Origin of the sequence: Desulfonema magnum, assembly GCF_017377395.1 — a bacterium.
Lineage (GTDB): Bacteria > Desulfobacterota > Desulfobacteria > Desulfobacterales > 4be13 > Desulfonema_C > Desulfonema_C magnum.
This window is the reverse complement of sequence record NZ_CP061800.1, coordinates 2,139,780-2,159,335: the sequence shown is the minus strand read 5'-3', so window position 1 is coordinate 2,159,335 and position 19,556 is coordinate 2,139,780. Positions and strand designations below refer to the sequence as shown.

The window sequence follows — 19,556 nt, the reverse complement described above, 5'->3', positions numbered from 1 at the left end:
AACATCGAGTAACAGGAAAATTCCTCTCGCCTCTCGCCTCTCGCCTCTCGCCCCTCCCCCATATGCATCAGGCTAAGATTACAACCTACTGTTTTTATTAACTCTGATTTTGCCGGACGGGGTTTGCAACCCCGTCCGGAATATTTTCCGGATCGCCGCCCGCAAACGTTTCGGACGGGGTTGCAAACCCCGTCCGGCAGCCGTCCCGCATTCTTAGCCTGATGCATATGCCCCCCTCCCCCCCTTTGTAAAACTTTTGTAAAAGCAAAGAACAAGCTTGCCTTTCCCGAACCGTGTCTATTAGAATTGTATTCATCGTATTCTAAACCACTAAAAAAAGATAGGAGAAGTACTATGAATACAACACAATCGGTTCATCCCCTCGGAACCCGGGCCAAAGTTTTACTGTCCGGCGTTTTCGGGCCTTATGCTCAGAACGATGAATACGGAAGCCGGGAAATCAATCCCATGGAGCTTTATCATAACCAGGTCACGCGTGTTCAGGGACCTTTTTCTCTTCGCATGTTTCATCGTTCCTTTGGGCTGCTGATGCTTCAGTCCAATATTGACGCACCCTGCACGGTTTTGGATTTTCCATCACTTGACCGTTTTATCGCGGAGCTTGAGCAAAATTCTTACGATATTGTGGGGATCAGCTCAATCATTCCCAATGTGGGCAAAGTGAAAAAAATGTGTGAGCTTATCCGAAAACATCAGCCAAATGCAACGATTCTTGTGGGCGGACATGTTACCAATAAAGACAATATTCATGAAATCATTGACGCGGATCATATTGTCAGAGGCGAAGGCGTGAGATGGTTCAGAAAGTTTCTCGGACAGGATGCGGATGCGCCCATAAGACATCCTTTGGCGGAATCCGCGTTTGGCGGCAGAATTATGGGCTATTCTCTTCCGGACAAACCCGGGAACGGAAACACTGCGGCCATTCTGCTTCCTTCTGTGGGCTGTCCCGTGGGCTGTAATTTTTGTTCCACTTCGGCCTTGTTCGGGGGGAAGGGCAAATTTATCAATTTTTATGAAACCGGTGACGCGCTTTTTAATGTGATGTGTCAGTTGGAAAAAAAGCTTAACGTCCGGTCTTTTTTTACCATGGACGAAAATTTTCTTCTTCACCGGAAAAGAGCGCTCCGGCTGCTCGAACTCATGGAGGAGAATAACAAAAGCTGGTCTCTGATGATTTTCAGTTCTGCCCGGGTCTTGCAGTCTTATGACATTGAGCAGCTTGTAAGAATGGGAATCTCCTGGGTATGGATGGGAATGGAAGGTGAGGAGAGTCAGTATAAGAAACTCCGGGGGGTTGACACCCATTCCCTGGTGAAGTTTTTTCAGTCTCATGGGATCCGGGTGCTGGGTTCCTCCATCATCGGCATGGAAAATCATACGCCTGAAAACATAGACAGGGTCATCGAGTATGCCGTCAGCCACAACACGGATTTTCATCAGTTTATGATATACACGCCGAATTCGGGCACGCCGTTGTATGAGCAGCATAAAAAAGATGGGACACTTTTTCCTGAATCAGAATTTCCCCCGGCAGACACTCACGGCCAGTATCGCTTCAATTTTCGGCATAAGCATATTCATGACGGCCAGGAAGAGCAATTTCTTATCAATGCCTTTACCCGGGATTTCGAGGTCAACGGTCCCAGTCTTGCCCGGTTGTTCAGAACCATGCTGAAAGGCTGGGAAAGGTATAAGGACCATCCTGACAAGTGTATCCGGGACCGGTTTGAATGGGAAGTCAGGTCCCTTCGGACAACTTATGCGGGGGCTGCCTGGGCAATGCGAAAATGGTATCAGGGAAATGAGGCCATTATAAAGAAGCTGGATTCTCTTCTCCGGGATATTTACAGGGCTTTTGGCTGGAAAACAAGGCTCATCGCTCCCCTGATCGGAAGATATATTTATATTCTTTTAAAGAAAGAAGATCGGCGGCTTGCAAAGGGTTGGACGTATGAGCCTGAATGTTTTTATGAGAAAAATGCCGCGGCCATTGCTCTGGAGAAGAATATGCCTCTGTCCGAGGTTATCAGATCGCAACTTCCTGAAATTGAATGGGTTTCCTGCGAGCCTTCGCCTGTTCTTTCAAAATCATGATTCAAGTGTCCGGGATTACATTCAGCAGAGAGCATTTGATAACTTGGGGATTAATTTCAGTCCCGGAGGGATACCCTAAAAAAAGCCCGGCAATTTATTGCCGGAACGAATATCTCCGGTGTCTTCAGTGATCTGACACTTCCTCACATTTTAGCCTGAAATCCATTGCATCCTGAAACTCAATGATCAAGTTTTTTTGTCATTCCTGCGAAAGCAGGAATGACAGAACAGGGGCCTGGCTGTTCTCCGGTTGTCGGTGGATTCCTGCTTTCGCAGGAATGACATGCTTTTTGTCCGAACCAGGTCAGAAAACTTGATCATCGAGCGGACAGAAGCAACGCCGGTGCGCAGTTTAACGAAAGAAAGGATTAAAACGCTTTTCCCTGCCAATGGTGGTGGCGGGTCCGTGTCCGGGAAAAACATTCACATCATCTTCCAAAACAAAAAGTTTGTTCCTTACACCGGATATCAGCGTCTCATAATCTCCGCCCGGAAAATCTGTGCGTCCGATTGAACCTTGGAAAAGCGTATCTCCCGCAAAAATGTTTCCGTTGGTATAAAAAGAAACGCCGCCCGGAGTATGTCCCGGCGTATGAAGCACTTTTAACGTGATATTTCCAAAGGAAATAGTATCACCGTCCTCTATGGTCCGGTCAGGCGCGGGTGAATCATCTGCTGAAAATCCCCAGTTCGCGGCAGAAGCTGACAAGCTGTTCAGCATGGGCGCGTCAAGCGGATGTATCAGGATATCGGCACCGGTCGCATCCTTCATCTTTTTGTTGCCGCCCACATGGTCAAAATGACCATGGGTGTTTAAAATATACTTTACCTTTAACGCTGATTCCGCAAGGGCCAGCAGGATTCTGTCGGTTTCATCTCCCGGATCAATCACCGCGCATTCTTTGGTTTCTTCACAACCCAGGATATAACAGTTTGCCATAATCGGCCCGACTTCTAAGACTTTAATAATCAAAATATTCTCCTTCAAAAGACTGGCAACAGATGATCAGAATACACAACTACTCCGAGGCTCTGCCTCGTGCGGCATTACATAAAACACATCAGCCGGACGATGATACACGAGGCAGAGCCTCGGGGTATGCGTTCCCAGGCAGAGCCTGGGAACGAGAGTTTTTTTTACCAATCATAACGCACAATCTTCACTGTTTAATCTTTAATCTTCGATCTTTTTACCTGTTGAATCAGTTCAATAAGACTTGCCACCTTTGGTTTTGGCTTTGAATTTACAAGCCTGCTGAACGCATCATCGGACAATTTCTTCTTTAAATACGCAACAACATCAAAATATTCCCACCAGCAGTCAAAAATTTTAAAACACGGCAGCCCGTCATCGCCGCAACTCATGCAATATTGAAATGACACAGGTCCGCCCAGGCGGGGACAGCGTTGTTCAAGATGATCTTTGCTCTCTTCCATTTCATCTGCCTTCAATTGACAATTGAAAAACATTGCATCAGAATTCTCAGTTCTCAATTCTCAATTCTCAATTCTCTCAACAGCTTTTCAAAAGTTCCGGTTTTGGATTATTTTCAAAGCATGTTTCAAACTTATGTTCTTCTTCCTCGCTTAAAACATAGTCATTAAGCTTACCTGCGAAATATTTGTCATATGCGGCAAGATCAATAAGGCCGTGTCCGCTAAAAGTGAAAAGAATCACTTTTTCCTTTCCCTCCTCCTTTGCTTTTCTTGCCTCTTCAACAACATAGGCCAATGCGTGGTTTGTTTCCGGAGCAGGAATGATCCCCTCTGTTCTGGCCAGAAGGACACCAGCCTCATATGCTGCCAACTGATTAACAGATTTAGGCTCAATGATCCCCTCCGCGGCCAACTGGCTTACCGTAGGAGCCATCCCGTGATATCGAAGTCCTCCGGCATGGATCGGCGCGGGAACAAAAGTATGTCCGAGGCTGTGCATGGGGAGAAGCGGGGTGTATTTTGCAGAATCCCCGTGATCATAAGCAAACGGCGCTCTTGTCAGTGTGGGGCACGCGGTCGGTTCAACAGGATAGATTGCAATATCTTTCCCATTTATCTTATCATAAACATAAGGATAGGCCAGCCCTGCAAAATTGCTTCCCCCTCCGGCACATCCGATGATAATATCAGGATATTCCCCGATTTTATCCATCTGCTTTTTGGCCTCAAGGCCGATGATGGTCTGATGTAGCATCACATGATTTAAAACACTTCCCAGCGCGTAGCGGGTCTGGCCGCTTTCATCGCCGACAGCCTGCTCAATGGCCTCACTGATGGCAATGCCAAGACTTCCGGGAGTATCCGGGGACTCTTTCAGAACATCACGACCGGTCTGGGTTTCTGTGCTGGGACTTGCGACACAGTTCCCGCCCCAGGCCTCCATCATGGATTTACGATAGGGCTTCTGGTCAAAACTGACCCTCACCATAAACACCTTGCATTCTATTCCGAACTGGCCGCAGGCAAAAGACAGGGCGCTTCCCCACTGTCCCGCGCCGGTTTCCGTGGTCAGCCGCTTGATACCGAAAACCTTGTTGTAATAGGCCTGAGGCACGGCAGTGTTGGCCTTGTGGCTTCCAGGAGGACTGACGCTTTCATTTTTGAAATAAATTTTCGCGGGCGTGTCAAGTGCCTTTTCAAAAGAAATTGCTCTCACCAAAGGGGACGGACGCCATATGCTTAAAACATTCAGCACATCTTCGGGAATATCAGTCCATCTTTCGGTACTCATTTCCTGCTCAATCAGATTCATCGGAAAAACCGGCGCGAGGTCTTCAGGGTTAATGGGTTTCCCATCCGGTCCCAGCGGCGGATTCATCTTGATATCCGCAAGAATATTATACCATTGGCGGGGCATTTCATCTTCTGTTAAAAAGACCTTTCTGACTTCCATCGTATTCTCCTAAAAATTTATTTATTACGTTTATTTTTATCCGTGTCTGACGGTGTTATCTGTTTGTTTGTTTCAATCCGGGCCTTTTCAAGGGAAGATGGCCTATTTCATTTTTTTCCAGCGCAATACGGATGCTGTCAAGAATTCCGTTTATAAAAGCGCCGGATTCTTCTGTGCCGAAATTTTTCCCTATGTTAATGGCCTCGTTTATGGATACTTTTGGCGGAATATCTTTGCGAAAAAGCATTTCATATACTGATATCCGCAAAACATTTCTGTCAACACAGGACATGCGGCTGACTTTCCAGTTACTTGAAAAGCGTTCAATGACCGAGTCAATTTCAGAATTGACAGGTATTATGCCTTTTACCAATTCAAGAAAAAATGGAAGCATTTTTTCTGACAAAGTAAATTTTTCAGAACAGAGTTCCAATGCTTCCAATGCTTCTGTTATATTGCCTGTCTCAGTCAGCGCAAAATTTTCACAATAGCGTTCCAAAGCCTCTGTTGAGAAATTCTGACGCATATCCATATAAAAGAGTGCTTGCAGCGCAAGCTCTCGTGATTTGGTTCGGGAACTTCCCATGATCATCAGCCCTGGTCAACAACCTCAATTAAATTTGCCATTTCCACGGCAGATATGGCCGCGCTCCATCCTTTGTTTCCGGCCTTTGTCCCGGCCCGCTCAATAGCCTGTTCAATAGTGTCCGTTGTCAGAATTCCGAAAATGACCGGAATTTCAGATTCAATGCTGACCATGGCAATCCCTTTGGATGCTTCGGCACACACATAATCATAATGGGATGTTGAACCGCGAATCACAGCGCCAAGGCATATGATGGCATCATATTTGCCTTTTTTCGCCATCTTTTTTGCAAGCAGCGGTATTTCAAACGCACCCGGGACTTTGACGATTTCAATATCCGTGTCTTTGGCACCGGATCGCACCAGCGCATCCATGGCTCCGCCCACAAGCCTGTCTGTGATAAAATCATTAAAACGGCTTGCAATAAGCCCGAACTTCTTGCCCTCGGCAACAAGCTTACCTTCAAGTATTTTTGGCATTTTTTTCTCCAAGTTGTGCTTTTGTTATCCTCCTAAAGCAGATGTTTATTTTTTTGTATTTTCGCTACAAGGATTTTATATAAGAAACGCTCATAAAAAAGCCGGGTTCTGGCTCTGACAAGAGAGTCTCCCACCAGTGTCAGCACATACATTCTCCGTCTGTAGGCGTATCTGTCTGATTCCTCGGCAAAACTCAGCCCGGCCACGGCACTGCGAAGTCTCATTCCCAAAAATTGGGATATTCGCAATATCGCCTTCACTGTATTCTGCTTTTCCAATAATCCGGTTTTCTGTTCAGTTGTGTCACTGCAATAATCAGAATTTGATCATTTGTAATCTGGTATATCACTCCGTATGGAAATCGTCTGGTCAGACATCTTCTTGTATTTTCTGTCAGCGGAGACCATGCTTCAGGAAATTCATTAATCCGCCGGACAGTTGAACGAATCTCTTTTGCAAATTCCGCTCCCAGCCCGATTCGGCAGGACTCATAATAGTGTATTGCTTCATTCAGTTCCATTTTGGCAGAAGGGTGAAAAGCGTATTTCATTTGGATAATATCTCCTGAATTTCTCTGAATACTTCCTCCCCCGGAATCGCTTTCACTTTGCCAGTTCTCAGTTCTTTAACTCTTCTTTCAGCCTCCTCGGCCCATAGTTCGTCAATTTCCCTGTGGGACGGATTCAAGCTGTCAAGAAGTCTCTCTATGAGTTCTGTTTTTAATTCCAGCGGCAATGATTCTGCCGCAGACATAAGTTTCTCAGCATCCATGATATCATCCTTGTTGTTTATTTTTTATTACGATTTCCTCGGCCTCAACAAGAGAGGGAGGCATGATATGATACCCGATTTAAGACTGAGAATCATGCCTCAGTTATCTTAGTTATTCATCGCTTTGCAGATTCGTAATCTGCTTTTTCAACATCCCGTTTTCATTAGAGTTGTTCCCAAATAAGTAAGCCTCTCAGCCCGCTGTCATATGACGCGACGTGCGGCTCATAATGCCACAAAGACACAAAGGCGCAAAGGGACACAAAGACCCTTCATGAGCCTTCGCGCCTTTGTGTCTTTGTGGCATTATTTATTTAGAAACAACTCTATTTTGTAACTGCTCTAATTTTCGGTTTTGCTGATCAAGCCTTTTGTTTTGATTAATAACTTTCTTCCAGTTCGTCAAGGGACATGAGTTTGCAGTCATCTTTGAAAACGTGATCTGGCCAGCCTTCGGTGGAAACAACCACTTCTTTTGCTGTTATTTACAGTCATATTGCACTTATAATAGCTCTGTTTCATTCATTAATCATCACGGTAAAACCATCCGTCATCATTCGATTGGAAATAATCATCTGCGTCAGATAACAAATCATGTAATACTAAATTCATTTCTTCCAAAGAATCATCATAATCATCATATGAAGCATATGCCATGCGAGAAGCAAAATAACCCCGATTCGTCGCAGTCTGATTTGGCTGACTTGTATTTTTTCGATGTCCAACTGCTTTCCGGCCATATCCTGACGTGTTACGAACAATCGTAATGCCGGGATTACGTTTTGCAAAGTCGGTTGCCTCTTTAAATGAATTAAATATTGAAAGTGAATGTTGAACTGGCATTTATCTTCCTTTCTGACAGAAACTTATTGAATTTAAAGAAGAATATAACTTGGATCATGTTGAAAATTTTCAGCATCTGGGGCAGGTTTGGGAAAAGCGTCCCGAAATGCAGATAAAAGATTGGTTATGTATCATACGAATCTGCTAAATATTGATGTATGCAGATAGCGACGCTAAACGTCTGAAAAATGCGTTCCCACGCAGAGCGTGGGAACGAGAGGGAGAGGACAGAATAACTGACAAGCTCGAATTTTTTACCGTGAAAATACATTTTGAAAAGCCGGGTTTTTTATCTGAAAACATTTTCATGACCAGGGGCGAAAAACCCGGCTTTTTCATGAGCATTTATTAGTTATAAGCAAATGTCAGTTTGTCATCCTTAACATCAACAAAAACGTTGCCGCCTTTTTCAAGTTTTCCAAAGAGAATCTCATCGGCCAGTGCGTCTTTGATTTCCGTCTGTATTAACCGGTTAAGGGGCCTTGCGCCGTAACACGGCTCATATCCTTTTTTCGCCAGCCATGTCCGTAATTCCGGAGAAATAGTCAGAGATACATTTTTCGCAGCAAGCTGAATATTCAGTTCCTTAATGAACTTATCCACGATTCTCTCCATGATCTCCACAGTCAGCGCATTAAAAGTGACAATCCCGTCCAGACGATTCCTGAATTCCGGGCTGAAGAAGGATTCAATCGCCTTTTTTCCCTTGCCTTCGGCATCGTATCCGCCGGACATGCCGAAGCCGATGGACTGGGAACTCATCTCCCTTGCCCCGGCATTTGAGGTCATAATGATAATGACGTTTCTGAAATCAGCCTTTTTCCCATTGTTATCTGTCAGGGTTGCATAATCCAGCACCTGAAGCAGGATATTAAACAGATCCATATGGGCTTTTTCTATTTCATCAAGAAGCAGCACACAGTGCGGATGTTTTCGGATACCGTCTGTCAGAAGTCCGGCCTGGTCAAACCCGATATATCCGGGAGGCGCGCCGATCAGCCGGGCCACAGAATGCTTTTCCATGTATTCGCTCATATCAAAGCGCAAAAACTCAACCCCGAGATTCATGGAAATCTGCCGGGCCACCTCGGTCTTTCCCACACCGGTGGGACCGGTGAACAGAAAAGAGCCTACGGGCCGTCCCGGGGTCCCAAGCCCTGCACGGGAACGCTTAATTGCTGTGACAAGCGATTTTATGGCACTGTCCTGACCAAAAACAAATTGTCTGAGACGGTCTCCCAGGGTTTCCAGTTTTGTTTTATCAGAAACAGATACGCTTACCGTGGGGATTTTAGCGATCTTGGCGACAATTTTTTCAATATCAGACGGATGAATCTTCTTTCGTCGGGAATTTCCGGTCAGCCGGACAAACGCCCCGGTTTCATCAATCACATCAATGGCTTTATCCGGAAGATACCGGTCATTAATATATTTGGCAGACAGCTCCGCAGCCGCTTTCAGAGCAGGTTCTGTATAGACAATGCCATGATGTTCCTCATAACAGGATTTCAGTCCTTTTAAGATTTTAATGGTTTCTGAAACCGAGGGTTCCGGAATTTCGATTTTTTCAAACCGGCGGGACAAGGCCCGGTCTTTTTCAAAATGGTTCTGAAACTCCTCATAAGTGGTTGAGCCGACACAGCGAAGCTCGCCCGTTGAAAGCGAAGGTTTCATGATATTGGACGCGTCCATGGAACCGCTGCTGGTGGCCCCGGCTCCTACAATGGTATGAATTTCGTCAATGAACAAAATCGAATCCTTGATCTTTTTCAGAGCCTGTATCACTGCTTTCAGACGCTGCTCAAAATCGCCCCGGAATTTCGTACCGGCCAGCAACGCGCCCAGATCAAGGGAAAATATCCGAACCCCTCTGAGCAGGTCAGGAACATTTCCGCTCTGCACTTTCATTGCCAAACCTTCTGCCATAGCGGTCTTACCCACCCCGGGATCTCCCACAAACACAGGATTGTTTTTGCGCCTTCGGCAAAGCACCTGAACTGTGCGTTCCAGTTCATGCTCGCGGCCGATCAGCGGGTCAAGCTTTCCCCGGGCAGCTCGTTCAATCAGGTCAATGGTAAAAGCCCTGAGCGGATCCACCTTTTTCTTTTTCTGTTCCTGACGGGTGGTTTTTTCAGTTCCATCAGGTTCTTCCCTGTAAATGTTTCCATCAGATGAAACACCGTGGGAAACATAATTTAAAATATCAAGCCGTGTGACACCTTCCAGGCCCAGAAAATAAGATGCGTAGCACTCCTGTTCCTCAAAAATGGAAGCCAGGATGTCACCCACATTCACTTCCTGTTTTTCAGCAGAACGCGCATGATTCACAGCTCGCTGAATCACCCTTTGAAAACCCGTTGTCTGTTGGAATACATATTCCTGACCATCAGGAACACTTTCCATCCGTTCATTGAAAAAATTATCCAGGGCATTTTTCAGGTTTCCGACATTTCCCCCGCAACCCTCGATAATTCCGATTCCCTCGTTGTCATGCAGAATGGCAAACAATATGTGTTCGATGCAAACATGGTCGTGGCGCCTTTTTTTAGCCTCCCGGACCGCAAATCCGAGAGTTACGCTTAGTTCTTTACTAATCATTGTCTATTCTTCCTCCATGCTACATTTCAATGGAAAACCGTGTTCCCGGGCAAGACTGTGAACGGTCTCCACCTTGGTTTCAGCCACGTCATAAGTATAAACACCGCATAATCCGACCCCTTGCTCATGAACGTTCAGCATAATCCGTGTTGCTTCGTCAGAGGGTTTGTTGAAAACAAACATTAAAATCTCCACGACAAATTCCATGGTGGTGTAGTCGTCATTGTGGATCAGCACTTTGTACATGGAAGGTTCTTGGATGTCCTCCAGGACATCGGAAAATACTTTTTCTTCGGGAGTGTACGAACCCATTTTTTTTATCCCCTTATCCGACAGCCGCAAGCGCCCCCAAAACATCGAAAAACATTCTGATAACCAATTGAAATCATTAATTTCGAATATTTTCTATGTGTGTTTCCGGCAAAAATGATTTCAGCATGTTGCAATAACCTGCGACTAACGATCTTCCTATAAATCAAGTTTTTTTTATACTTAAAGAACACAGACGAGTTGGAAGCTTAGGAAATTCAGATGTCGCAAATCTTTTCATCATACCTCGTGAGCCATTACATGAAAAATCCCCGAGTTCCCCCGGTATCTCTATTTTCCGCAGCATTTTTTGTATTTTTTTCCGCTGCCACATGGACAGGGGTCATTTCTTCCAATTTTCTCTGTCCGTTTCACCGGTTCTTTTTTTCTGTCTCCGATATCTTCCCCTGCTGAAAATACAAGTTCCTGCTTTGGCCGCCTAAACGAAAACATCTCTTCTTTTCCGGGTGTCTCTATTTGAATCCTGAAGAGCGTTTCCAAGGTCTCTTCCTTTATCCTGGAAATCATATTCTGAAACATGTCAAAGCCTTCTTTTTTATAAACAATCAGCGGCTGCTGCTGTGCATACCCCCGCAGTCCGATCCCTTCTTTCAGGTGATCCATGCTCAGAAGATGGTCTTTCCACAGACTGTCAACCGTCTGCAGCATCACAATTCGTTCCAGTTCTCTGAAATTAACTGCCTCTGCCTCAGCTTCTTTTTCATCATATTTTTCATTGGCAGTATCGGAAATAAACTGAGCCAGTCCATCTTTATTTAATCCATCCAGCGTGTCGTTGTCAATCTCCAAGCGGAAATTAAATTGTTTAAACACCGCGTCATTCAGCGTCTTCCAATCCCATTCTTCAGGAAGGATGGTTTCATCTGCAAAAAATTCGGCTATTTCTTCGGCTTTGTCAGCGATCATATCTTCAATGGAACTTTTTAAATCCTCACCTCTCAGGGCTTCACGGCGCTGCTCGTAGATGACTTCCCGCTGCTGATTCATCACGTCGTCATATTCAAGCAATTGCTTCCGAATATCAAAATTGCGTCCTTCAACTTTTCCCTGTGCATTTTCAATGGCTTTGCTTATCCAGTTATGCTCAATGGGTTCCCCTTCTTCCATTCCGATCATGTCCATCATTCCGGTAATGCGGTCTCCCCCGAATATCCGGAGAAGATCATCTTCCAATGCGAGATAAAAACGGGATGATCCGGGATCCCCCTGCCTTCCGGCACGTCCCCTGAGCTGATTGTCAATTCGCCGGGATTCATGACGTTCGGTGCCCATGATATGCAGCCCCCCGGCCGCCACAACCTCATCATGTTCTTTTTCCCAGCGTGTCCTGATTTGCTCAATCTCCTCCGGAGCCGGATCCTCAAGTCTGGCAACTTCGGCCTCCCAGTTGCCGCCCAGCAAAATATCTGTCCCGCGGCCGGCCATGTTGGTTGAAATCGTGACCGCCCCTTTCCGGCCTGCCATGGAAATGATTTCTGCTTCTTTTTCGTGATGTTTTGCATTCAGTACAGAATGTTTTATCCCTTTTTTGGACAGTTTTTTACTCAGACTCTCTGAAACATCAATGGAAATTGTACCCACCAGAACCGGCTGTCCCTTTTTATGCAATTCCTGAATTTCATCTATGGCAGCGTCAAATTTTTCCCTTCTGGTCTTATAGATCACATCCGGGAAATCTGTCCGGCTCATGGGCTTGTTTGTGGGAATAATGATAACGTCCAGATCATAGATTTTTTTGAATTCGGCAGCTTCCGTGTCTGCCGTACCTGTCATACCGGCAAGTTTGTCATACATTCTAAAATAGTTCTGAAAAGTGATGGTTGCAAGGGTCTGGTTTTCATTTTCTATTTTAACATTCTCTTTTGCTTCAAGGGCCTGGTGCAAACCTTCACTATATCGGCGCCCGGGCATCAGGCGCCCTGTGAATTCATCCACGATGATCACTTCCCCGTTTTTGACAATATAGTCAACATCCCGTTTGAAAAGCGTGTGGGCCTTCAGGGCCTGATTAATATGGTGTAAAAGTTCAATATATTTCGGTTCATACAGATTGTCAACCTTGAGCCGGGTTTCAGCGTGGGCAACCCCTTCTTCCGTCAGCACCACAGTCCGGGCCTTTTCATCTATGGTATAGTCTGTTTCTTTGACAAGACGCGGAATGAGTTTGTTGACCTGGTAATAGAGATCAGTGGATTTTTCAGCAGGGCCGGATATGATGAGCGGGGTTCTTGCCTCATCAATGAGTATGCTGTCCACCTCATCCACAATGGCATAATTGAGTTCGCGCTGAACCAGGGAATCCCTGTCAAATTTCATATTGTCTCTTAAATAGTCAAATCCGAACTCATTATTTGTACCATAAGTGATATCCGCGCTGTACTCCTCCAGACGCTCATAATCATCCAGACCATGGACGATGGTTCCCACAGAAAGACCGAGAAAATTGTATATCTGTCCCATCCAGTTTGTGTCACGTTTTGCCAGGTAGTCATTTACGGTGATAATATGAACTCCTCGGCCCGTGATCGCATTCAGATAGGCAGGAAGTGTGGAGACCAGGGTTTTTCCCTCACCGGTCTTCATTTCTGAAATTTTTCCCTGATGAAGCACCATCCCGCCGATGAGCTGGACATCAAAATGCCGCATTCCCAGGGTGCGGACAGAGGCTTCCCTTACTGTTGCAAAGGCTTCCGGAAGCATATCATCAAGAGATTCGCCTTTTTCAAAACGTTCCTTGAATAAAACGGTCTGATTTTTCAGCTCATCATCGCTCATGGCCTGTATTTCAGGTTCCAGGTCATTAATTCTTTCAACAAGGGGCTGTAGCTTTTTTAATTCCCGGTCGTTTTTACTTCCGAAAACTTTTGTCAAAAAATTTAACATCATTATAGAATCTTCCTTTTTTTGGATTGAGGATTGAAGATTGAAGAGTGAAGGATTGGGTGTTACAGAATGTTCGGGTGTCTGGATGTTCGGGTGTGTGAGTGTCAGCGTATTTGAATCTTTGGAACAAAAATATAGCGTTAAACAATTACTTAAAAGGTTATGAAGGGTTTGCTTATAATACAATATGAAAGTGAATTCAGAATTTCTCACTTTCGTATAAACGGCCATGAGCGGTCCGCTCACAACGAAACAGGAAAAAACTTTTAACTTCAGGCACTTTGGTTACTTTAGCTCACTTCAGACACTTTCATATAAACGGGCATGACCTGCCGGTCACAACGAGGCATGAAGGTCTCTGCAAAAAACCGCTTCGCTTAATTTTTGCACTCCGGACTTTCATATAAACGGGCATGACCTGCCGGTCACAACGAGGCATGAAAAATTTGTAATTTTTCCTAACACCTAACACCTAACACTTAACACCTTTTTCATATAAACGGTCATGACCTGCCGGTCACAACGAGGCATGAAAGTTTCTGCAAAAAACCGCTTCGCTTAATTTTTGCACTCCGGACTTTCATATAAACGGTCATGACCTGCCGGTCACAACGAGGCATGAAAGTTTCTGCAAAAAACCGCTTCGCTTAATTTTTGCACTCCGGACTTTCATATAAACGGGCATGAGCGGTCCGCTCACAACGAAACATGAAAGAACTTTTAACTTTATTAACTTTATTAACTTTATTAACTTTAGTCACTTCAGGCACTTTCATATAAACGGCCATGACCGGTCCGCTCACAACGAAACATGAAAGAACTTTTAACTTCAGTCACTTTATTAACTTTATTAACTTCAGACACTTTCATATAAACGGGCATGAGCGGTCCGCTCACAACGAAACATGAAAGAACTTTTAACTTCAGTCACTTTATTAACTTTAGTCACTTTCATATAAACGGCCATGAGCGGTCCGCTCACAACGAACGATGAAAGTTTTACAGTTTTTTCCTAACACTTAACACTTAACACCTGACACTTTTATATAAATAATCATGGTCCGCGCCGGTCTCAACAAACAATGAAAGTCAGGGCAAATCGCAAATAACAAATCACAGGCCCGGTTCGGACAAACCCGCACTCGGCGAATTTGTCAGTCCTGCGGGGTCAGAAATGGAAATGTATTGAGTTATCATCCCTTAACCACTTAACAATTTAATACCCGATCAAATTAATTCTGAGAGGTCAGCAGGACATCAGACCTCCGCGGTTTCCGAACCCTCGGAGGTCCTTACCTGTCAAAATTTATTTTGTCGGGTATCAGTTTAATATGTATTTTTCAGGATTAACCGGTATTCCGTTAAGGTGGACTTCATAGTGGAGGTGGGGCCCTGTGCTTCGTCCTGTGGTGCCAATTTTACCTATAATATCTCCTCGTTTTATTCTGTCACCGGATTTTTTCAATATTTTGCTGAGATGCGCGTATCGCGTAACCATTCCATGACCGTGATTGATTAATATCATATTCCCCCAGAAACCTTTTGGAGCCGCATATGTCACCACACCGTCTGCCGAGGCAACAACAGACGTGCCATGCCGGTTTGCGATGTCCAATCCTTCATGGAATTCGCTCCTGCCGGTAAACGGGGATCTTCGGCTCCCGAATCGGGAGGTTACGATTCCCTTTGTGGGACGGATTGCGGGCGTATGGGCCAGCAGATTGCCCTGATCAACAAGGTGTTTCATAAGGGTTTCAAATCCTTGTTCCTGAACACTCGAAACCAGATGAAGCTGTTTTACCTGGTCATGCATCTCACGCATAAGGCTGTTGTGTTTTTCCTTGAGATCAATTTTAGGATTTAGGTCTTCGGGTATTGAGCCGCCAATTCCCAGAAGCCCTTTTTGTTTATCTGAATTATCAATTCCCGCGATAATTCGTATCTGGTTTTCAAAATTGTTCAGTGCCACCAGTTCTGACTTTAATGAGTTAATTTCATCGGCAAAAGTCTGAATCTGTTTCCGCTGATGCACGATTTCGTCCAAATGGCTTTTAATGTTGCTTTCAATATCCTGCGCGTCAAATGAAGCCATTTTAAGATGATAATAATCATAAACACCAAAACCCGCGGCAGCCGTAAAGGAAACTGCAAAGAAACCCAGAAAAAACAAAAAAGCTCTGGAAACGCTTAACTGTTTTACCGGAGCTCCGCTCTTACCGAATATAAAAAAGGTGATTTTTCCGCTCATAACAAATAGTTTTATTTTTTTATCGGTTTTGACAATTCAGACGATTTCAATCAGTCACACTATGTTTTTAAAATGATGTTTGAACAGACATTCTGCTCTCAGCCCGAATGCAGCCCTGAAACATTCTGTGAACTCGGCGTTTTTTATTCAAACGTCAATTCTTGAAATAGGTTGCCCCTTCGGGCCAATCGCCTTTTCTATTGTCAGTAGATGAAAATTCCCTCTGCCCCCCTTTGAAAAGGATTTTCCAGTATGTTCCATAATTATATTCAACAGATCGAAAAGTCTGAGACATCTGATCCGGATTTTCCCTGAGAGGGGAATTTCCGATCTGCTGCTGTTTTGCAAACGACAGGACTTTTACATAAAAAAAGCATTAATTCCAGCAAGTTATATTCAGATAGAGATATTCGACAAACAGATTTCTATCATAAATTTTATGGGGCTGTCAAGATCATATGCTTGTTAAGTTACCCGATCAAAATTTTTTTTGCATTCAGATATATTTTTGCCAGTCCTGCACAGGCAGTGATGAATAAGACTCAGTGTCCTGATATCCGGGGAACTGAACCGGATGCACCACTCACTTTGCAGGCCTTTCCAATTTGGAGGATATGAATCAGATAACACTTTATTTTTTTAAGGGGTGTAATTAAAAGTGTTAGGTGAAGCCTGGGGTGATGAAAATGTTTCCAAGGCTCTGAAAAAGCTGATCCCGTTTTTATTCCCCTCATTTTTTAACTGCCTGATTTTTAAGTCATAAAAAATTTGCGGAATAAAAATGAGATCGCAATTGTCAGCCCGGTTTGTGACATTTTCATCACCCCAGGTGAAGCCCATTCAGAGATATAACTATCTGAAATTACATACGGTGGCTATCCAATAATTTTGAAACCTAACACTTTTAATTACACCCCCCGGAATCAGATGGATAAATTTTTAAATAAAATTTTTATTATAGCAAACAAAGGGAAAAGTCAATGGGGCAAAGAGAGTATTCAGAGGTAGCCATATCCTGCTTTTGAATACAATTGTCAGAGACAGGCTTCTTATGGTACGTTTTTTGCTTAATGAATTATGAAGCAGTCTGCTTGATTTCATAGTTTGTTAAGGTTTTCACATAATATTCCAACCCAATCATAACATGGTTCATCTATAGGTGTCATACCTCTTCTTTTTTGTGCCAAAGACTCAACATAGGCAATTATCCATTGTTCAGCAAGTTGTTGTTCATTCATCAGTCCAGTATCAATTGCATTCTCAAACCCGTAATGCCTGACCGCAATGATTATGATGGGTAAAGTCGCTTCAGTTTATTCGGGAAACAATAGCCGGCCCCCGGTCAGAACATAAGTACCTAACCATAAGTCTTCGATATTCGCACGGGAAAGAAACCCGGCTTTTTTTCCGGAATGAGCCGCCGCCCGTAAAGGAAAAAGCCGGGTTTCTCCGCCGTTCACAGAAAAAAATATGTATAAAAAACTTTTGATCAGGTACTTAATATGGTTATAAAACGGTTCAGCAGAAATTTTCAGCTCCGGCTGGCTTAGTCTCACATCGGAAACATATGAAATATTAACAGCTGAGGGAGAAGTGCGTGCATACAGAGTAATTTTCCGCGATATAATCATCATTAATGACCTCTGAAGATCATTTCAATATATGAATTTATTGTCAGGGGCAAATTTTATCAATTTTTGCTCCAAAATGCCTGCTGAATAAAAACTCATGCTTCAGCACTGAGATTTCGCTTGATAAAAATACAGAGAAAGTGATACAGAAAATCAGGGGGTTAATCAACACCGGGTTTCCAAAGTTTTCAAAACTTAGGAGGTCTTCAACCACTGAAAAACGTTCCTCAATTCCGGAGATGGTGATGGACAGAAAAGAAATACTGAAAATTCTCATGAAAGCCGATCCCTTTGAAATGCTAGACACAAATGTTTTAGAGCGGCTTTCTCGCAAAACTGAAGTCAGAGAATATCATCCCAATACATATATATTTAAACAGGGCAGCCCCAGTTTGGACTGCTTATTTATCATTGTATCGGGCCTTGTTGAAATAACGGTGACAAACGACAGGGGTATTGAAACCGTTGTCGCGCTTCGCCGCGCATATGATTTTTTCGGTGAGACGGTTGTGATATCCCGGCAGAGATACCCTGGCTCTGCAAGGGTGAAAGAGCAGCTGACCTGCTGCCTGATTAAAAGAAAAGATTTGGAACATCTGATCCATACCTATCCGGAATTTTCCGGCTTCTTCAACGCACTGCTCGCCGAGCGTATGCGTATGCTTTATAAGGAGATATTGGCGGAACAGACCTATGAGACTTATGCCTGTGCTGAGTCTCCTCTTTTCAAAAAGCGGGTCAGCGAAATCATGTCGTCTCGTGTGATCACCTGTCGCACAAGCGACACGGTTACGGATGTTGCAAAAATCATGGATGAAAAAAATATCAGCGCCGTGGTTGTGCTGGATAATGAGGAAAAACCCCGGGGCCTCCTTACAGAAAAAAATCTCGTCAGACAGCTTATCGCCAACCAGATGTATTCTGTTTCTCAATGCACCGTGGAAAAGGTTATGAACAGCAATCTGGTCAAAATCGGTCCTGAATTTTTTTTAGGACAGGCCCTTGTCGCAATGATAAGAAGAAACGCAAGACATCTTATTGTAACAGAAAGAGAAAGCCTTGTGGGCATCATCACCATGATTGACCTTATCCGAAGCCGCAGCACCGGAAATCTCCTGTTAAGTCAGGATATCGAATCCCAGACAGACCTGAAAGGACTTTCCTCCCTGAGTCGTGAGGCGGATAATATTTTGGATACGCTGATAGCGGAAAAAACGGCTGTTCATGAGATATTTGAGGTGATGTCCGAACTCCATGAGCGATTGTCACGCAGAGTCATTTATCTGTCAGAAGAAAAGATGAAGCTGACAGGCTGGGGACCTCCGCCTGTTGAATACTGCTGGATAAACATGGGAAGCGGGGCACGCTATGAGCAGACTTTGAGAACAGACCAGGACAATGCCATTGTTTATAATGATCCTGAAGAAGAAAATACGGAAGCGGTTGACAAGTATTTTGCCAAACTTTCGGAACTCATCATTGAAGGTTTCAGCAAATGCGGATTTGTCAAATGCAAAGGAGATGTCATGGCGACAAATCCGAAATGGCGGAGGTCCCTGAGTGCGTGGATATCGGCCATTCAGAACCGGAGCCGGTCCTATGATCCTGAACACATCAGAATGCTTACAATTCTTTTAGATTACAGACCAATCTGGGGAAATATGTCCCTGGCGGAGAAATTATGGGATGAAATTTTCAGGGCATCTGAGGCATGTCTGACCGCCCGGCATATGATAACAAAGGATGATTCCCAGTACAAGCTCCCTATCAGTTTTTTGGGGACATTTGTGACGGAAAAAAGCGGCCCTCATAAAAATCAGATTGATCTCAAGAAATCCGGTTCCGCGCATATTGTAAACAGCATACGGATATTTGCTTTGAAAAATAAAATCAGCGAACCCTCCACTTTTGGCAGGCTGAAGCAACTCGAAGAACAAGGCGTGATTTCAGCAGAAGACGCTGAATTTTTTGGTGCCAGTTTTGAAACCCTGATGATGTTCAGGATATGTGAAAACATGAAAAAGCAAAAACAGGGGGAAGAACCGGAAAATTACATTGATCCTTACAGTCTGAAAAAAAAGGAGAAAATGATTTTAAAAGATGCCCTGTCAGGTGTGGCTCACCTGCAAAAGCTTGTAAATAAAACGTTCAGCGTTACCCATCTGACACGGTTTTAAGG

Annotated in this window: 15 protein-coding genes; 2 read left to right on the top strand and 13 right to left on the bottom strand. The window is 44.3% G+C overall.

The window, feature by feature from the left end; translation table 11 throughout:
• Window positions 1-354: 354 nt before the first annotated feature.
• Window positions 355-2,118 carry a B12-binding domain-containing radical SAM protein gene (locus dnm_RS08690; protein ID WP_207682275.1) on the top strand — a complete coding sequence of 588 codons (1,764 nt, stop codon included), beginning with the start codon at window positions 355-357 and terminating at the stop codon, window positions 2,116-2,118.
• Window positions 2,119-2,470: 352 nt separating this feature from the next.
• On the opposite strand, the gene dnm_RS08685 is transcribed toward dnm_RS08690, so the two are convergent.
• From dnm_RS08685 to dnm_RS08625, 13 genes are all read right to left on the bottom strand, one after another.
• Entirely contained in the window at window positions 2,471-3,091 is a 621-nt protein-coding gene (locus dnm_RS08685) for an MBL fold metallo-hydrolase (RefSeq protein WP_207682274.1), read from the bottom strand.
• 194 nt (window positions 3,092-3,285) lie between these two features.
• The gene (locus tag dnm_RS08680) at window positions 3,286-3,555 is read right to left on the bottom strand and encodes a hypothetical protein (RefSeq protein WP_207682273.1); all 270 of its coding nucleotides are present in this window, start codon (window positions 3,553-3,555) and stop codon (window positions 3,286-3,288) included.
• Between the two features lie 76 nt (window positions 3,556-3,631).
• Window positions 3,632-5,008 (bottom strand): TrpB-like pyridoxal phosphate-dependent enzyme, encoded by a 1,377-nt coding sequence (locus dnm_RS08675; protein WP_207682272.1) that lies wholly within the window; start codon window positions 5,006-5,008, stop codon window positions 3,632-3,634.
• 55 nt (window positions 5,009-5,063) lie between these two features.
• The gene (gene nusB, locus dnm_RS08670; protein ID WP_207682271.1) at window positions 5,064-5,594 is read right to left on the bottom strand and encodes a transcription antitermination factor NusB; all 531 of its coding nucleotides are present in this window, start codon (window positions 5,592-5,594) and stop codon (window positions 5,064-5,066) included.
• Window positions 5,595-5,599: 5 nt separating this feature from the next.
• Window positions 5,600-6,073 carry a 6,7-dimethyl-8-ribityllumazine synthase gene (ribH, locus tag dnm_RS08665; RefSeq protein ID WP_207682270.1) on the bottom strand — a complete coding sequence of 158 codons (474 nt, stop codon included), beginning with the start codon at window positions 6,071-6,073 and terminating at the stop codon, window positions 5,600-5,602.
• A 32-nt stretch (window positions 6,074-6,105) separates the two neighbouring features.
• The gene (locus dnm_RS08660; protein ID WP_207682269.1) at window positions 6,106-6,333 is read right to left on the bottom strand and encodes a hypothetical protein; all 228 of its coding nucleotides are present in this window, start codon (window positions 6,331-6,333) and stop codon (window positions 6,106-6,108) included.
• Complete coding sequence (locus tag dnm_RS08655) at window positions 6,330-6,623, bottom strand: type II toxin-antitoxin system RelE/ParE family toxin (protein ID WP_207682268.1); 294 nt, start codon at window positions 6,621-6,623, stop codon at window positions 6,330-6,332. The genes dnm_RS08660 and dnm_RS08655 overlap by 4 nt, the downstream gene beginning before the upstream one ends.
• Window positions 6,620-6,844, bottom strand: coding sequence for an addiction module protein (locus tag dnm_RS08650; RefSeq protein WP_207682267.1), 225 nt, complete (start codon window positions 6,842-6,844; stop codon window positions 6,620-6,622). Before dnm_RS08650 ends, dnm_RS08655 begins: the two co-directional genes overlap by 4 nt.
• Before the next feature lie 525 nt (window positions 6,845-7,369).
• On the bottom strand, window positions 7,370-7,687 hold the full coding sequence (locus tag dnm_RS08645) for a hypothetical protein (protein ID WP_207682266.1): 318 nt from the start codon (window positions 7,685-7,687) through the stop codon (window positions 7,370-7,372).
• Between the two features lie 348 nt (window positions 7,688-8,035).
• Entirely contained in the window at window positions 8,036-10,285 is a 2,250-nt protein-coding gene (gene clpA / locus dnm_RS08640) for an ATP-dependent Clp protease ATP-binding subunit ClpA (protein ID WP_207682265.1), read from the bottom strand.
• A 3-nt stretch (window positions 10,286-10,288) separates the two neighbouring features.
• Window positions 10,289-10,597 carry an ATP-dependent Clp protease adapter ClpS gene (clpS, locus tag dnm_RS08635; protein WP_207682264.1) on the bottom strand — a complete coding sequence of 103 codons (309 nt, stop codon included), beginning with the start codon at window positions 10,595-10,597 and terminating at the stop codon, window positions 10,289-10,291.
• 288 nt (window positions 10,598-10,885) lie between these two features.
• The gene (secA, locus tag dnm_RS08630; protein ID WP_276571866.1) at window positions 10,886-13,501 is read right to left on the bottom strand and encodes a preprotein translocase subunit SecA; all 2,616 of its coding nucleotides are present in this window, start codon (window positions 13,499-13,501) and stop codon (window positions 10,886-10,888) included.
• A 1,318-nt stretch (window positions 13,502-14,819) separates the two neighbouring features.
• The gene (locus dnm_RS08625; protein WP_207682263.1) at window positions 14,820-15,746 is read right to left on the bottom strand and encodes a M23 family metallopeptidase; all 927 of its coding nucleotides are present in this window, start codon (window positions 15,744-15,746) and stop codon (window positions 14,820-14,822) included.
• A 1,876-nt stretch (window positions 15,747-17,622) separates the two neighbouring features.
• Here dnm_RS08625 and dnm_RS08620 point away from each other — a divergent pair.
• A complete protein-coding gene (locus tag dnm_RS08620) occupies window positions 17,623-19,554 on the top strand; it encodes a DUF294 nucleotidyltransferase-like domain-containing protein (RefSeq protein WP_207682262.1) in 1,932 nt (643 codons plus the stop codon).
• Window positions 19,555-19,556: the final 2 nt, after the last annotated feature.

Bases quoted from the DNA above. Each gene is read 5' to 3' on its own strand.
- dnm_RS08690 (WP_207682275.1), top strand. From the start codon at position 355: ATGAATACAACACAATCGGTTCATCCCCTCGGAACCCGGGCCAAAGTT.
- dnm_RS08680 (WP_207682273.1), bottom strand. From the start codon at position 3,555: ATGGAAGAGAGCAAAGATCATCTTGAACAACGCTGTCCCCGCCTGGGC.
- dnm_RS08675 (WP_207682272.1), bottom strand. From the start codon at position 5,008: ATGGAAGTCAGAAAGGTCTTTTTAACAGAAGATGAAATGCCCCGCCAA.
- nusB (WP_207682271.1), bottom strand. From the start codon at position 5,594: ATGGGAAGTTCCCGAACCAAATCACGAGAGCTTGCGCTGCAAGCACTC.
- ribH (WP_207682270.1), bottom strand. From the start codon at position 6,073: ATGCCAAAAATACTTGAAGGTAAGCTTGTTGCCGAGGGCAAGAAGTTC.
- dnm_RS08655 (WP_207682268.1), bottom strand. From the start codon at position 6,623: ATGAAATACGCTTTTCACCCTTCTGCCAAAATGGAACTGAATGAAGCA.
- dnm_RS08650 (WP_207682267.1), bottom strand. From the start codon at position 6,844: ATGGATGCTGAGAAACTTATGTCTGCGGCAGAATCATTGCCGCTGGAA.
- dnm_RS08645 (WP_207682266.1), bottom strand. From the start codon at position 7,687: ATGCCAGTTCAACATTCACTTTCAATATTTAATTCATTTAAAGAGGCA.
- clpA (WP_207682265.1), bottom strand. From the start codon at position 10,285: ATGATTAGTAAAGAACTAAGCGTAACTCTCGGATTTGCGGTCCGGGAG.
- clpS (WP_207682264.1), bottom strand. From the start codon at position 10,597: ATGGGTTCGTACACTCCCGAAGAAAAAGTATTTTCCGATGTCCTGGAG.
- secA (WP_276571866.1), bottom strand. From the start codon at position 13,501: ATGATGTTAAATTTTTTGACAAAAGTTTTCGGAAGTAAAAACGACCGG.
- dnm_RS08625 (WP_207682263.1), bottom strand. From the start codon at position 15,746: ATGAGCGGAAAAATCACCTTTTTTATATTCGGTAAGAGCGGAGCTCCG.
- dnm_RS08620 (WP_207682262.1), top strand. From the start codon at position 17,623: ATGGACAGAAAAGAAATACTGAAAATTCTCATGAAAGCCGATCCCTTT.